This is a genomic window from Lutibacter sp. Hel_I_33_5, assembly GCF_007827455.1.
In the GTDB taxonomy this organism is placed as follows: domain Bacteria; phylum Bacteroidota; class Bacteroidia; order Flavobacteriales; family Flavobacteriaceae; genus Polaribacter.
On the sequence record NZ_VISM01000001.1, the window covers coordinates 1,494,305 to 1,507,310 of the forward strand.

Here is a 13,006-nt window from a genome sequence, read left to right on the forward strand (position 1 = left end):
TTATTGCTGGCATTTTTTTATTCATCAATATTCTTTATCTTTAGCTAAAAAGAAAAAGAATGCTAGTTAAAGTTTTTGGCTCTGCCGTTTTCGGTATAGAATCTACTACAATTACTGTAGAAGTAAATATTGATAAAGGAATTGGTTATCACTTAGTTGGTTTACCAGATAATGCAGTAAGAGAAAGTTCCTACAGAATTTCTGCCGCACTAAACAATAATAATTTTAAACTTCCTGGAAAGAAAATAATCATTAATATGGCTCCTGCTGATATTAGAAAAGAAGGTGCTTCTTATGATTTAACAATTGCTATAGGAATTCTTGCAGCTTCCAATCAAATAAAATCAGAGAACATACATGAATATATAATTATGGGTGAGCTATCTTTAGATGGAAGTTTACAACCCATAAAAGGTGCATTACCCATAGCTATTAAAGCAAAAGAAGAAGGTTTTAAATATTTAATTGTTCCAAATGATAATGCGAAAGAGGCAGCTATTGTAAATGATGTTCAAGTTTTTGGTGCTTCTTCTATTTTAGAAGTTATCAATCATTTTAATGGTGATAATAAATTGACTCCAACCATTATTGATACAAGAGCTGAATTTTATAAAAACATCGATTTTCCAGAGTTTGATTTTTCTGATGTAAAAGGCCAAGAATCTATAAAACGTTGTATGGAAATAGCAGCAGCTGGTGGTCATAATATTATTTTAATTGGTCCTCCAGGTTCTGGAAAAACAATGTTAGCAAAACGATTACCTTCTATTCTTCCTCCAATGACTTTACATGAAGCATTAGAAACTACAAAAATTCATTCTGTGGTTGGGAAAACAAAAAATAACGGATTGTTATATGAACGTCCTTTTCGCTCACCTCATCATACAATCTCCGACATCGCTCTTATAGGTGGCGGCAATAGTCATCCACAACCTGGAGAAATCTCTTTATCACATAATGGTGTTTTATTTTTAGATGAATTACCCGAATTTAAACGTGGTGTTTTAGAAGTGATGCGTCAACCTTTAGAGGATAGAGAGGTCACCATTTCTAGAGCAAAATTTACGGTTAATTACCCAAGTAGTTTTATGTTGGTCGCAAGTATGAATCCGAGTCCAAGTGGATATTTTAATGATCCTGATTCTCCTCTCACCTCTTCCCCACAAGAAATGCAACGGTATTTAAGTAAAATTTCTGGGCCTTTGTTAGATAGAATTGATATTCATATAGAAGTTACTCCTGTTCCATTTGATAAGTTATCCGATGATAGAAAAGGAGAATCTTCAGTTGCAATTAGAAAACGAGTAACTGAAGCTAGAGAAATTCAATCTGAACGTTTCAAAGATTTTGAAAACGTACATTATAATGCGCAAATGAGTGTGAAACAAATTAGAAAATTCTGTAAACTATCTCCAGAAAGTTTAACCCTTTTAAAGACCGCCATGGAAAAACTAAATCTTTCAGCTAGAGCGTATGATCGAATTTTAAAAGTTTCAAGAACTATTGCAGATTTAGCAAAAAAAAGTGATATTTCTCAAGATCATATTGCAGAGGCAATTCTATATAGAAGTCTAGATCGTGAAGGTTGGTTGGGGTAAACTAATGTTAAAATAAAAACACTTTCAATTATAAACTTTAAAGAGAATATGTATATTGCTTATTAGATTATACAAAAAGAATGAAGCCAACAAAGTTTGAAATTGCCATCGCATTAATTGACAAAAAAAACACTGAAGACACTAATACTTACAAATTTTCAGAAGTAGAATACCCAAAAGAATTATTGTATTCTCATAGAATGACAAGAACATTGCTTCAATTTCATCCTACCGCTTCCGAAGAATTACAAATTGCAGCGAGAGCACAACATATTTGTCGTTGGAAAATTCCTAGAGATGAATATCCAATGGATAGAATTGGCTATTTAAAATGGCGTGAAACGCTTAAAAAAATGCATTCGGATATTACTGGAGATATTTTACAACAAGTTGGATACGATGATGATTTCTCAAAAAATGTTCAAAAAATAATATTAAAGAAATTCATTAAAAAGAATGAAGATTCTCAAACCTTAGAAGACACCATTTGTTTGGTTTTTTTAGAATACTACTTTGAAGAATTTGCTGTAAAACATACTGATGAAAAAGTAATTGATATTCTTAAAAAAACTTGGAAGAAAATGTCCGATAAAGGACATGAAGCAGCATTAAAAATAACTTTTTCAGAAAAAAGCTTAAATTTAGTTAAACAAGCGATTTCTTAATTAAAAAAACAAAGGAATTACAAATTGATAATATAAAATAAGCAACCCAACTGCGATTAAGTTTAAAACAATTCCTGCTCTAACCATTTGATTCACTTTTACATAACCACTTGCAAATACAATAGCGTTTGGTGGTGTTGCCATCGGTAACATAAACGCACAACTAGAAGCCATGGTAACTGGAATTAATAAATTTAAAATAGGAATATCTAATCCTATTGCAATTCCTGCAACTACTGGCGCTAAAACAGCTACTAAAGCAACATTACTCATTAGCTCTGTCATAAATAACATTAAGATTATTAATAAAGAAACTGTAAATAAAATATTAAAGTTTCCTGCAGCAATTGTATCGGTAATTAACGCAACTAATCCACTCGAAGCCATTCCTTTTGCAAGTGCTAAACCTCCACCAAAAAGGATTAAAATTCCCCAAGCTAATTTTTCTGTGTCTTTCCATTCTAATATAAAATTTCCTTTTTTAAAATTCATAGGAACTGCAAATAAGGAAACTGCACCTATTAAACTTATGACAGTATCAGACAATTTTAATCCAGGAAATAATTTATTAATAATAGTTCTTGTAATCCATAAAGAAACGGTGATTGCAAAAATGGTTAACACTCTTTTTTCTTCTGTAGATATTTTACCTAACTTTTTTAATTCATCATCTATAATTGTTGCTGATGAAGTAAACAAAATATCTTTACAAGGAAATAGCCATTTTACCAGCACAAAATAAACGGCGGTTAACATTAAAATCGAAAACGGTAATCCAAAACTCATCCAAGTTAAAAATGATATTTGAATGTTATATTGATTTTCTAACAAACCAATTAAAACCGAATTTGGCGGAGTTCCAATTACGGTTGCAATTCCACCAGCATTTGCAGAAAATGCGATACCTAACATAATTGCTAACGCAAAGTTTTTATCTGCTTTTGTAAATCCGTCTTCGTCTTTTATTAATAATCTAATCACAGAAATAGCAATCGGTAACATTACAACTGTACTTGCTGTATTGCTAATCCACATACTCATAAAAGCAGTGGCAATAATAAAACCTAAAATGACTTTATTGGGTGTTGTTCCTGTTAGTTTTACAATGGTTAATGCTATTCTTTTATGTAAACTGACTTTCTCTAACGCCAACGCCAATACAAAGCCTCCAAAGAATAAAAAAATAATGGGGCTTCCGTAATTAGCACCAACATCAGTAATTGGCATTACTTTTAATAATGGAAAAAGTATTAATGGTAATAAGGCTGTAACGGCAATATTTACAGTTTCTGTTATCCACCAAATAACCATCCAAATTGCAACAGCAATTACTGCGTCTGCTTTTTCTGAAACTATTGTAATCGGTAAAAACTGAATTAGAAAAAATAAAAGTGGCCCTAGTATTAATCCTGTTTTTTTTCTAAACTGCATTATTATACTTTTTAGGTGGTAAATTTAACTTATATTTATAAAATATAATATACCCCTAAATATTATGTTTTTAATTTTATTGTTTTTTCAATGTAAAGCTTGCTGTATGGATCCCGGTGGAGGTAATTCTTGCAGCAACCCTTCTAAACAATGTAAAGGCTGTCCAGATCCTCCAGGTATACCTATAGATGATTGGATTTTTTATCTAATGATTATTGCTTTATTTTATGGAGTATGGATAATAACCAAAAACTATAAGGCATCTAAATTATAAAACAATAAAACCCTCTCAAATTTAATGAAAGGGTTTTCAAATTTTTATTAAGATTTCCTGCCTAAACAGAAATTATAAACAATTAAGATTTTAATCACTAATAACTAGCGACTAAAAACCAATAACTATCTCTAGTATCTATAATGTTCTGGCTTATATGGGCCATCTACAGTTACACCAATATAAGAAGCTTGATCTTCACGTAATTCTGTAAGCTCTACGCCTATTTTTGCCAAGTGTAATTTAGCTACTTTTTCGTCTAAATGTTTTGGTAACATATATACTTCATTTTCGTACGCATCTCTGTTTGTCCAAAGTTCAATTTGAGCTAACGTCTGATTTGTAAATGAGTTAGACATTACAAAACTTGGGTGCCCAGTTGCACAACCTAAGTTTACTAAACGTCCTTCTGCTAAAATGATAATATCTTTTCCTGCAATATTATATTTATCAACTTGAGGTTTGATTGTATCTTTGGTATGACCGTGGTTTTTGTTTAACCAAGCCATATCAATTTCGTTATCAAAATGTCCAATATTACAAACAATTGCTTTGTCTTTTAAAGCTTCAAAATGACGTCCTTGAATAATATCTTTATTTCCAGTTGTAGTGATTACAATATCAGAATTACCTATAACAGTTTCTAATTTCTTTACTTCAAAACCATCCATTGCAGCTTGTAATGCACATATTGGATCGATTTCTGTAACCGTTACAATAGAACCAGCACCCTTAAAAGAAGCGGCTGTTCCTTTACCAACATCACCATAACCACAAACAGTTACACGTTTACCAGCTAACATAATATCAGTTGCTCTTCTAATTGCGTCAACTGCAGATTCTTTACATCCGTATTTGTTATCAAATTTAGATTTTGTAACAGAATCGTTTACATTAATTGCTGGCATTGGTAACGTTCCTGCTTTTACTCTATCATATAATCTATGAACTCCAGTTGTAGTTTCTTCAGATAATCCGTTAATTCCTGCAGCCAATTCTGGATAACGATCTAACACCATATTGGTTAAATCTCCACCATCATCTAAAATTAAGTTTAGTGGTTTTTTGTCTTCCCCAAAAAATAAGGTTTGTTCTATACACCAGTCAAACTCTTCTTCTGTCATATCTTTCCAAGCATATACTGGTGTTCCAGCAGCAGCTATTGCAGCAGCAGCTTGATCTTGTGTAGAAAAGATATTACAAGAACTCCAAGTAACTTCTGCTCCTAAAGCTTGTAATGTTTCAATTAAAACAGCTGTTTGAATTGTCATGTGTAAACATCCTGCAATTCTAGAACCTTTTAACGGTTGACTATCTTTATACTCTTCTCTTAAAGACATTAATCCTGGCATTTCTGCTTCTGCCAATTCAATTTCTTTTCTTCCCCAATCCGCTAAAGAAATATCTTTAACTTTAAAAGGAACATAGGTAGCGGTTTTTGTGCTCATAATATGTATATTTATATCCTAATTTTTTCGACTGCAAAGGTACGATATAGATTTTAAAAAACATGCCGCTTTATAAAACAATTAACGTTAATAAAAGAACTAAAGTTCTGATTTGGAAGATTTCTGAAGATGTAAAAACACTTTCTACTAATATTGATCTAAATGATAAAAACCAAGTAAGATTAGATGGAATGAAATCAGAATTACATCAAAAAGGTTTTTTAAGTGTGCGTCAATTATTAAAAGTTGCTGGTTATGTTGATGCTGATGTTATTTATGATGACTATGGAAAACCTCATTTAAAAGATGGAAATTATATTTCGATAACCCATTCTTTTACATTTTCTGGATTGATAATTTCTGAGGATATACCAGTTGGAATTGACATTGAAAAACAACGTGAGAAAATTTTAAAAATAGCGCATAAGTTCACCCCTTTTGAAGAATACAAAACAATTGCAAATGTTGATGCGTTGATTAGCAAATTGACTATTGTTTGGGGAGGAAAAGAGAGTTTGTATAAAATTTACGGAAAGAAAAAACTACTTTTTAGAGATCATATTTTTGTAGATGACTTTAATTTTATTGATGAAAAAACTACAGGAGAAATAAGATATGATGGAAAAACTTCTAACTATGACATTCACTTTTTAGAATTTGATGGTTTTACTTGTGTTTATGCTTTTTAAATGAATAGCAAAGTTTCAAAGTAAAATAGTGGCAAAGTTTTGTCAGTTCGAGTGAATTTGTGATGAAAGAACAAATTTGTATCGAGAACTTCTTATTTTCGCAACTGTGAATATTTACCAAAACATTTTATCAGCAAAAGAAAAAGACAAAAAATTACTCGCTGTTTTAATTGATCCTGAAAAAATTGATTTAAAAAATATTCCTTCATTTTTTGACAAAGTTCATCAATCTATTGCGACACACATTTTTGTTGGTGGAAGTACTGATGAAAATAATCAAACAGAAGAAGTAGTTATTGCTATAAAAAAAGTAACTCATTTACCTGTTATTTTATTTCCTGGTGACATAAAACAAATCACAAATAAAGCAGACGGAATTCTTTTTTTAAGTTTAATATCTGGTAGAAATCCAGAATATTTAATCGACCAACAAGTTCGCTCTGCTCCTATTTTAAAAAATACTGATTTAGAGATTTTACCAACGGGTTATATTTTAATTGATGGTGGAAAAGAAACTGCAACGCAAAAAGTCAGCAAAACAAAACCACTTACTCAAAATAATATTGATTTAATTTTAAACACTTCTTTGGCAGGAGAATATTCTGGAAAAAAACTTATTTACCTTGAAGCTGGAAGTGGAGCTATAGTACCTGTGGATGCAAGCATTATTAGTCTTGTAAAAAAAGATCTAAATATTCCATTAATAGTTGGTGGCGGAATCAGAAATAAAAAACAACTTGAAAATGCCTTTAACGCTGGTGCTGATTTAGTAGTCATCGGAACAGCTTTTGAAAATGACGAAAATTTCTTTGAAGAATTAAAATCTTAATTCGTCATGCTGAACTTGTTTCAGCATCACATAATTATTTACTTTTACATTTTCACAAAAACAAACATGAAAATATCAATTGAATTAACGTTAACACCTTTGCGAGATAATTTTGAAGAACCTATAATTGAGTTTATTAAAGAATTAAGAGCTTCAAGTTTTACTGTTTTAGAAAATCCTTTGAGTACACAAATCTATGGCGATTATGATACTTTAATGCCATATTTAACAAATGAAATAAAAACAGCCTTCGAAAATATTGACAATGGTTTGTTAACTATGAAAATTGTAAAATCAGATAGAAGCAGCTATGAACCAACTTTTTGATTTTTTTCTAAATGCTTATCAAAACACACCTACTTCTTTCATAATTTTAGAAGCAGTTGCTTTTGTATTTGGTATTGCCAGTGTTTGGTATGCTAAAAAAGAAAATATTTTAGTTTATCCTACAGGCTTAATTGCCACAATTATTACTGTATATTTATTATATAAAGCAGAGTATTTTGGAGACATGATGATGAATTTCTATTACTCAGTTATGAGTATATATGGATGGTGGAATTGGTCTAGGAAAAAAAACAACAAAGTTCTAGTTCCTATTTCTAGAACAACTTCAAAAGAAAAAATCATTGGAATAATTTTAGCTATAATAACTATGATTGTCACCTATGGTGTTTATAGATATTTTGGTAATGAAATTAAAACAGAAAATTATTTAGATATTTTCACTTCTGGTATTTTCTTTACTGCAATGTGGTTCATGGCAAATAAAAAATTAGAAAATTGGACGCTTTGGATTTTTGCTGACTTAATAACAGTTCCTTTGTATGCCTATAGAGGTTTAGGAATGTTATCATTACAATATCTTATATTTACCATTCTTGCAATTCAAGGTTACATCACATGGAAAAAAAGCTTAGTCAAAAACCTATCAACTTAGTAAAAGTTGTTTTATTTGGTCCAGAATCAACAGGAAAAACGACACTTTCTGGTCAACTTGCTCGTCATTACAATACGGTTTGGGCACCAGAATTTGCACGTGAATATTTGCAGAAAAAATGGAATAATGAGCGTAAAACATGTGAACAATCAGATTTAATTCCAATTGCAAGAGGACAAATTAAATTAGAAAACAAATTAGCCTTAAAAGCGGATAAAATATTAATTTGTGATACCGATTTACTCGAAACAAAAGTCTATTCAGAAGAATATTACGGAGGTTTTGTAGACTCAGAACTAGATAATGCTGCAACAGAAAATCAATATGATCTCTACTTTTTAACCTATATAGACACGCCATGGGAAGAAGATGATTTACGTGATAGACCCGAACAACGTTTAGAAATGTTTACCGCTTTTGAAAACGCATTAATAAAAAACAATAGACCTTATATTTTATTAAAAGGCGATAAAGAAACTCGTTTAAAAACTGCAATTAACGCTATTGATAAAATCATAAAAAGAAAAGAGAATTTATATTCGTTTTCAAATACACTAACCGATTTTGACATGCATTTTATGCATCAGAATATCAACTAACTCAAAAAAATGAAAAAATTTAAAAAGATTGCTACAATAACATTATTTATTACAATAAATTGTATTTATTCCCAATCAGATAAAAAAAATACAAAAAATAATATTTTAAAAACTTCAGGCAAAGTCATAAAAAACAGTTTGCTAACAATACCTAGTGATTTTGTATTTATAGGTAAAGAATTATCAAATGATTGGAAAAAAACAGGATATTATTTAGCAGGAATTACTGGTTTAGTATTAACTGATAAAATTACTACTCGTTTATGGCATAAGCATGTAGAACCAACAATAAATTATTCTTTACCCGATATCACAATGATTAACAATACCTCCACACATAAGTGGCTTCTTAATAATAATGCATACATTTCTTATCCAATTATTGCTAATTATTTAGGTGCGTTTTTTTCAAATAAAGAAAGAGGTCAGTATGCTTCTATTAATGCTTTAAAAGCTATTCAATATTCTACAATAATAACTCAATTAGGTTTAAAAACTATTTTTGGAAGACATAGACCTAATAGACCATTAAGTGAACCTGCAAAGCATCCTTGGACAAATGATCATTTAGATTTTTTTAATAAAAGAGAAAAATATCTTTTTTCTAGCCCAGAAGGTTCTGCTTTTCCTTCTTTACATACAACTGCTTATTTCGCTATTGCAAAAGTTTTTCAAATGGAGTATGATAATTATTGGATTCCATATAGTTTTATGTCTTTAATATATCTCGCTGAGATTAAAGAACATAATCATTGGGTAAGCGATTTAGTTGTTGGTGGAATTGTTGGTACTTTAATTGGAAAGTCTATAGTTTTGAGCAGTTGGAAAAAAAGAAATATTAATGGTCAGTTAAAAAAGGAGAAACACATCTCTTTTAATATTGTCCCACAATATTCAAAAGATTTTACAGGAATTCATATCGTAGGTGTTTTTTGATGAATAAAGAAGCCATCATAAAAGAATTAAAATTTAAAGGAATCAGAAGTTCTGGCGCTGGTGGTCAACATGTAAATAAAGTTTCTTCGAAAATAGAATTAACCTTTGATTTAGAAAACTCATTAGCTCTTTCTGTAGAAGAAAAAGAACTTTTAAAAAGTAAACTTTCTTCAAAACTATCCAAAGAAAATAGTTTGATTTTATTCTGTGATGAAAGTAGATCTCAACATAGAAATAAAGAAATTGCAATTAAACGATTTTTAGAAATTATTACTAAAAGTTTAATCAAACCTAAAAAAAGAAAATCGACTAAACCAAGTAGAGCATCCATCAGAAGAAAAGCAGAGAACAAACAAAAGCAAAAGCTAAAAAAAACACTACGAAAAAAACCTAAATTAGATTAGTTATTCATTTTTTGTAAATATTCACCCATTTTTTGATGCACCATATTCACTGCCTTTAAAGGTCTAACCATTACTTTTATTTCTTTTAATTTTCCTTCATCTGTAAATTTTAGCATATCTACTCCTTCAACACTTATTTCGTTAATTTCGGTTGAAAATTCTAGAACTGCGCCAGTTTCATCTGTTAGTTCACGTTCATATTTAAAATTATTATTGGCTATTATTTCTGCCGCTGCCATTAAATACATCGTTACCATAAATTTACCTTCAATCGGTTTAAAAACTACTGGTGAATATAAAACTGCATCATCATCAATAAAACTATCCAATCCATCTGTATTTTTTGTTGTTACAAAATGATGCCAATTCTCTAAACCTATTTTTACGCTCATAATCTATATTTTATGCTATAATCAAAGCTACAAAAAAAATACTTTTGTTGTTTGTCAATTCAAAAATGCTATTTACTTTTGCCGCGTTCTCATAAAGGGGTGCTAATTTAAAGTTATTCGTTTTTAGTTATCAGTTTTTAATCTTATTCAACTTTTAACTTTCTAACTTTTAACTAAAAAAAGGCTGAGATCATACCCATTGAACCTAGAACAGGTAATGCTGTTTAGGAAAGCAAGCGTTAAGAAAAGATCAGGTAGATCTTTTTAGCGAGTGCAAAAAGTAAAGCTATGCTTTACACAAAAATTATTCAATATTAATCACAAGAATAATTACCTCTTTTTATTCGTTTTAAATTTTTTAAAATGAAAAAAAACATCTTTTTTTTATTCTTGTTTACAAGTATACTTGTAAACTCCCAGACATTTACACTCTCAGGAAAAGTTGTAGATGAAAGTAATCAATCTTTACCAGAAGCAACTATTTTGGTAAAAGAGACTAATCAAGGAACTTCTACTGATTTTGATGGAAAATTCCAATTAAAACTTAGTAAAGGAACTTATAAGATTGAAGTATCTCATGTAGGTTTTAAAACTGGTTATTTTACCCAAGAAATTTCTAAAAATGAAGACATTATTATTAAGTTAATTTCAGATTCTACAGTTTTAGACGAAGTTTTAGTTTCCGCAGTTCGAGTAAAAGCAGATGCACCTGTTACACATTCTAATCTTTCAAAAAAAGAGATAGCAAAACGTAATTTAGGACAAGACATTCCTATTTTAATGAATTATTTACCCAATGTAATTTCTTCTTCTGATGCGGGTGCGGGTGTTGGATACACATACATTCGGGTTCGTGGTTCAGACGCTTCTAGAGTAAATGTAACTGTAAACGGAATTCCTTATAACGATGCAGAAAGTCAAGGTACATTTTGGGTAAACATGGGTGATTTTGCTTCTTCTACACAGAATTTACAATTACAGCGTGGTGTTGGAACTTCAACAAATGGTTCGGGAGCTTTTGGAGCGAGTTTAAATATTTTAACAGATGCTGTTTCGGAAGAATCTGGCGGAGAAATTTCGAATTCTTTTGGTTCTTATGGAACAAGAAAACATACTGTAAAATTTACAACTGGAAAAGTAAATAAGCATTTTGAATTTGCAGGTCGTTTATCAAATATTTATTCTGATGGTTATGTAGACAGAGCCTTCACAGATTTAAAATCATACTTTTTACAAGGAAGTTATACGGATGAAAACACGTTAATTAAGGCATTAGTTTTTGGTGGAAAAGAGCATACATATCAAGCTTGGTTCGGATTAACACCAGATGAATTAGCTGCAGACAGAAGACAAAACCCGTATACGTATGATAATGAATCAGACAATTATCAACAAGATCATTATCAAATCCATTGGAATGAAAAATTAAACAACAATTGGTCTACAAACATTGGCTTAAATTATACAAGGGGAAAAGGTTTTTTTGAACAGTTTAAAGATGGTGAAGATGCCATAGATTATAACAATTTAATTGTTGACGGAAGTGATGTAATTGTAGATAGATGGTTAGATAATCATTTTTATGTGGCAAATTTTAATGCAGATTATCAAAATGAGAACTTCAATATTATTTCTGGTTTTTCTTACAGTAATTATAAAAACGATCATTATGGAGAAATAATATGGGGAAGTGATTTAGCTGCAAGCACTAATATTAGAGACCGATATTATGAAAGTAATTCTAAAAAATCTGACTTTAGTGTTTTCTCAAAAGCTACTTTTAATCTAGCAAAAAAAATAAAGGCTTTTGTAGATTTTCAATACAGAACTGTAAACTATACAACTGTAGGGTTAACATCTGACAGAGCCCCAATAAATGTTGATAAAACTTATAACTTTTTCAATCCGAAGTTAGGGTTTACTTATAAAGTAAATGATGAGAACAGTTTATACGCTTCTTATGCACGTGCAAATAGAGAGCCAAATAGAAATGATTTTGAAGGTGGAAATTCTAAACACGAAAGTTTAGATGATTACGAATTTGGTTGGCGTTTAAAAAATGAAACTGTTAAATTAAATACCAATATTTATTATATGGATTACCAGAATCAGTTAATTTTAACGGGTGCAATTGATCCAAATACTGGTGAACCATTAAGAGGTTCTAGTGGTAGCAGTTATAGATTTGGTTTAGAAATTGATGCAAAAATTACATTATCTGAAGAATTTTCTATGATTCCAAACTTAGCTATCAGTAAAAATATCAATAGAGATTATCATGAAAAAATTGACGGAGTTTTACAAAATTTAGGTGATACACCAATTACTTTTTCACCAAACATAGTTTTTGGAAATTCATTTGTTTTTAAACCTATTGATAATTTACAAATCGCATTTTTATCAAAATTTGTAGACAAACAATTTATGAGTAATTTAAATAGTAAGGTATCTAAATTAGATGTTTTAAATGACTTCTTTACAAGCGATTTAAATGTGGTTTACGAAGTTGAAACTTCTAAAATTTTTAAGTCAATTGTATTTACTGCTTTAATTAATAATATTTTCGACAAAGAATATGTTGATAGAGGTTATTATTACACATATGATGACACTTGGTCTAACCCTGGAACAGCAAAAACTATTGATGGTGCTGGATATTATCCTCAAGCAACAAGAAATTTTTTAGTTGGAGTTACTTTAAAATTTTAAAAATAAAAACGAATAACTTAAACCTTCTAGATTCTTCTAGAAGGTTTTTTTGGTTATAAAAACCACCGCTACTTGAACAATCATTCCCATAA

14 protein-coding genes are annotated in these 13,006 nt (G+C 30.1%); 11 read left to right on the forward strand and 3 right to left on the reverse strand.

Annotated elements, in window-relative coordinates:
- Nucleotides 1-59 precede the first annotated feature (59 nt).
- Both OD91_RS06695 and OD91_RS06700 read left to right on the forward strand, forming a co-directional pair.
- Complete coding sequence (locus tag OD91_RS06695) at nt 60-1,598, forward strand: YifB family Mg chelatase-like AAA ATPase (RefSeq protein WP_144895613.1); 1,539 nt, start codon at nt 60-62, stop codon at nt 1,596-1,598.
- A gap of 80 nt (nt 1,599-1,678) precedes the next feature.
- The gene (locus OD91_RS06700; protein ID WP_144895614.1) at nt 1,679-2,263 is read left to right on the forward strand and encodes a DUF4202 domain-containing protein; all 585 of its coding nucleotides are present in this window, start codon (nt 1,679-1,681) and stop codon (nt 2,261-2,263) included.
- Here OD91_RS06700 and OD91_RS06705 read toward each other — a convergent pair whose 3' ends face one another.
- The gene (locus OD91_RS06705; RefSeq protein WP_144895615.1) at nt 2,264-3,694 is read right to left on the reverse strand and encodes a DASS family sodium-coupled anion symporter; all 1,431 of its coding nucleotides are present in this window, start codon (nt 3,692-3,694) and stop codon (nt 2,264-2,266) included.
- 106 nt (nt 3,695-3,800) lie between these two features.
- On the opposite strand from OD91_RS06705, the gene OD91_RS13485 reads away from it, so the two are divergent.
- Nucleotides 3,801-3,968 carry a hypothetical protein gene (locus OD91_RS13485; RefSeq protein ID WP_186434415.1) on the forward strand — a complete coding sequence of 56 codons (168 nt, stop codon included), beginning with the start codon at nt 3,801-3,803 and terminating at the stop codon, nt 3,966-3,968.
- Nucleotides 3,969-4,099: 131 nt separating this feature from the next.
- Here OD91_RS13485 and ahcY read toward each other — a convergent pair whose 3' ends face one another.
- On the reverse strand, nt 4,100-5,416 hold the full coding sequence (ahcY, locus tag OD91_RS06710) for an adenosylhomocysteinase (protein WP_144895616.1): 1,317 nt from the start codon (nt 5,414-5,416) through the stop codon (nt 4,100-4,102).
- Between the two features lie 62 nt (nt 5,417-5,478).
- Between ahcY and OD91_RS06715 the strand changes: the two genes are divergently transcribed.
- The 7 genes from OD91_RS06715 to arfB all read left to right on the forward strand — a co-directional run bounded on the left by OD91_RS06715 (nt 5,479) and on the right by arfB (nt 9,813).
- The gene (locus OD91_RS06715; RefSeq protein ID WP_144895617.1) at nt 5,479-6,105 is read left to right on the forward strand and encodes a 4'-phosphopantetheinyl transferase superfamily protein; all 627 of its coding nucleotides are present in this window, start codon (nt 5,479-5,481) and stop codon (nt 6,103-6,105) included.
- A 106-nt stretch (nt 6,106-6,211) separates the two neighbouring features.
- On the forward strand, nt 6,212-6,934 hold the full coding sequence (locus tag OD91_RS06720; RefSeq protein WP_144895618.1) for a geranylgeranylglyceryl/heptaprenylglyceryl phosphate synthase: 723 nt from the start codon (nt 6,212-6,214) through the stop codon (nt 6,932-6,934).
- 66 nt (nt 6,935-7,000) lie between these two features.
- A complete protein-coding gene (locus OD91_RS06725; protein ID WP_144895619.1) occupies nt 7,001-7,261 on the forward strand; it encodes a hypothetical protein in 261 nt (86 codons plus the stop codon).
- On the forward strand, nt 7,245-7,874 hold the full coding sequence (gene pnuC / locus OD91_RS06730; RefSeq protein ID WP_144895620.1) for a nicotinamide riboside transporter PnuC: 630 nt from the start codon (nt 7,245-7,247) through the stop codon (nt 7,872-7,874). Before OD91_RS06725 ends, pnuC begins: the two co-directional genes overlap by 17 nt.
- The gene (locus tag OD91_RS06735; protein ID WP_144895621.1) at nt 7,838-8,473 is read left to right on the forward strand and encodes an AAA family ATPase; all 636 of its coding nucleotides are present in this window, start codon (nt 7,838-7,840) and stop codon (nt 8,471-8,473) included. The genes pnuC and OD91_RS06735 overlap by 37 nt, the downstream gene beginning before the upstream one ends.
- A 9-nt stretch (nt 8,474-8,482) precedes the next feature.
- The gene (locus tag OD91_RS06740; protein WP_144895622.1) at nt 8,483-9,409 is read left to right on the forward strand and encodes a phosphatase PAP2 family protein; all 927 of its coding nucleotides are present in this window, start codon (nt 8,483-8,485) and stop codon (nt 9,407-9,409) included.
- A complete protein-coding gene (gene arfB / locus OD91_RS06745; protein WP_144895623.1) occupies nt 9,409-9,813 on the forward strand; it encodes an alternative ribosome rescue aminoacyl-tRNA hydrolase ArfB in 405 nt (134 codons plus the stop codon). Before OD91_RS06740 ends, arfB begins: the two co-directional genes overlap by 1 nt.
- On the opposite strand, the gene OD91_RS06750 is transcribed toward arfB, so the two are convergent.
- Nucleotides 9,810-10,205, reverse strand: coding sequence for a nuclear transport factor 2 family protein (locus OD91_RS06750; RefSeq protein ID WP_144895624.1), 396 nt, complete (start codon nt 10,203-10,205; stop codon nt 9,810-9,812). The genes arfB and OD91_RS06750 overlap by 4 nt on opposite strands.
- 363 nt (nt 10,206-10,568) lie before the next feature.
- On the opposite strand from OD91_RS06750, the gene OD91_RS06755 reads away from it, so the two are divergent.
- The gene (locus OD91_RS06755) at nt 10,569-12,914 is read left to right on the forward strand and encodes a TonB-dependent receptor (protein WP_144895625.1); all 2,346 of its coding nucleotides are present in this window, start codon (nt 10,569-10,571) and stop codon (nt 12,912-12,914) included.
- Nucleotides 12,915-13,006 lie beyond the last annotated feature (92 nt).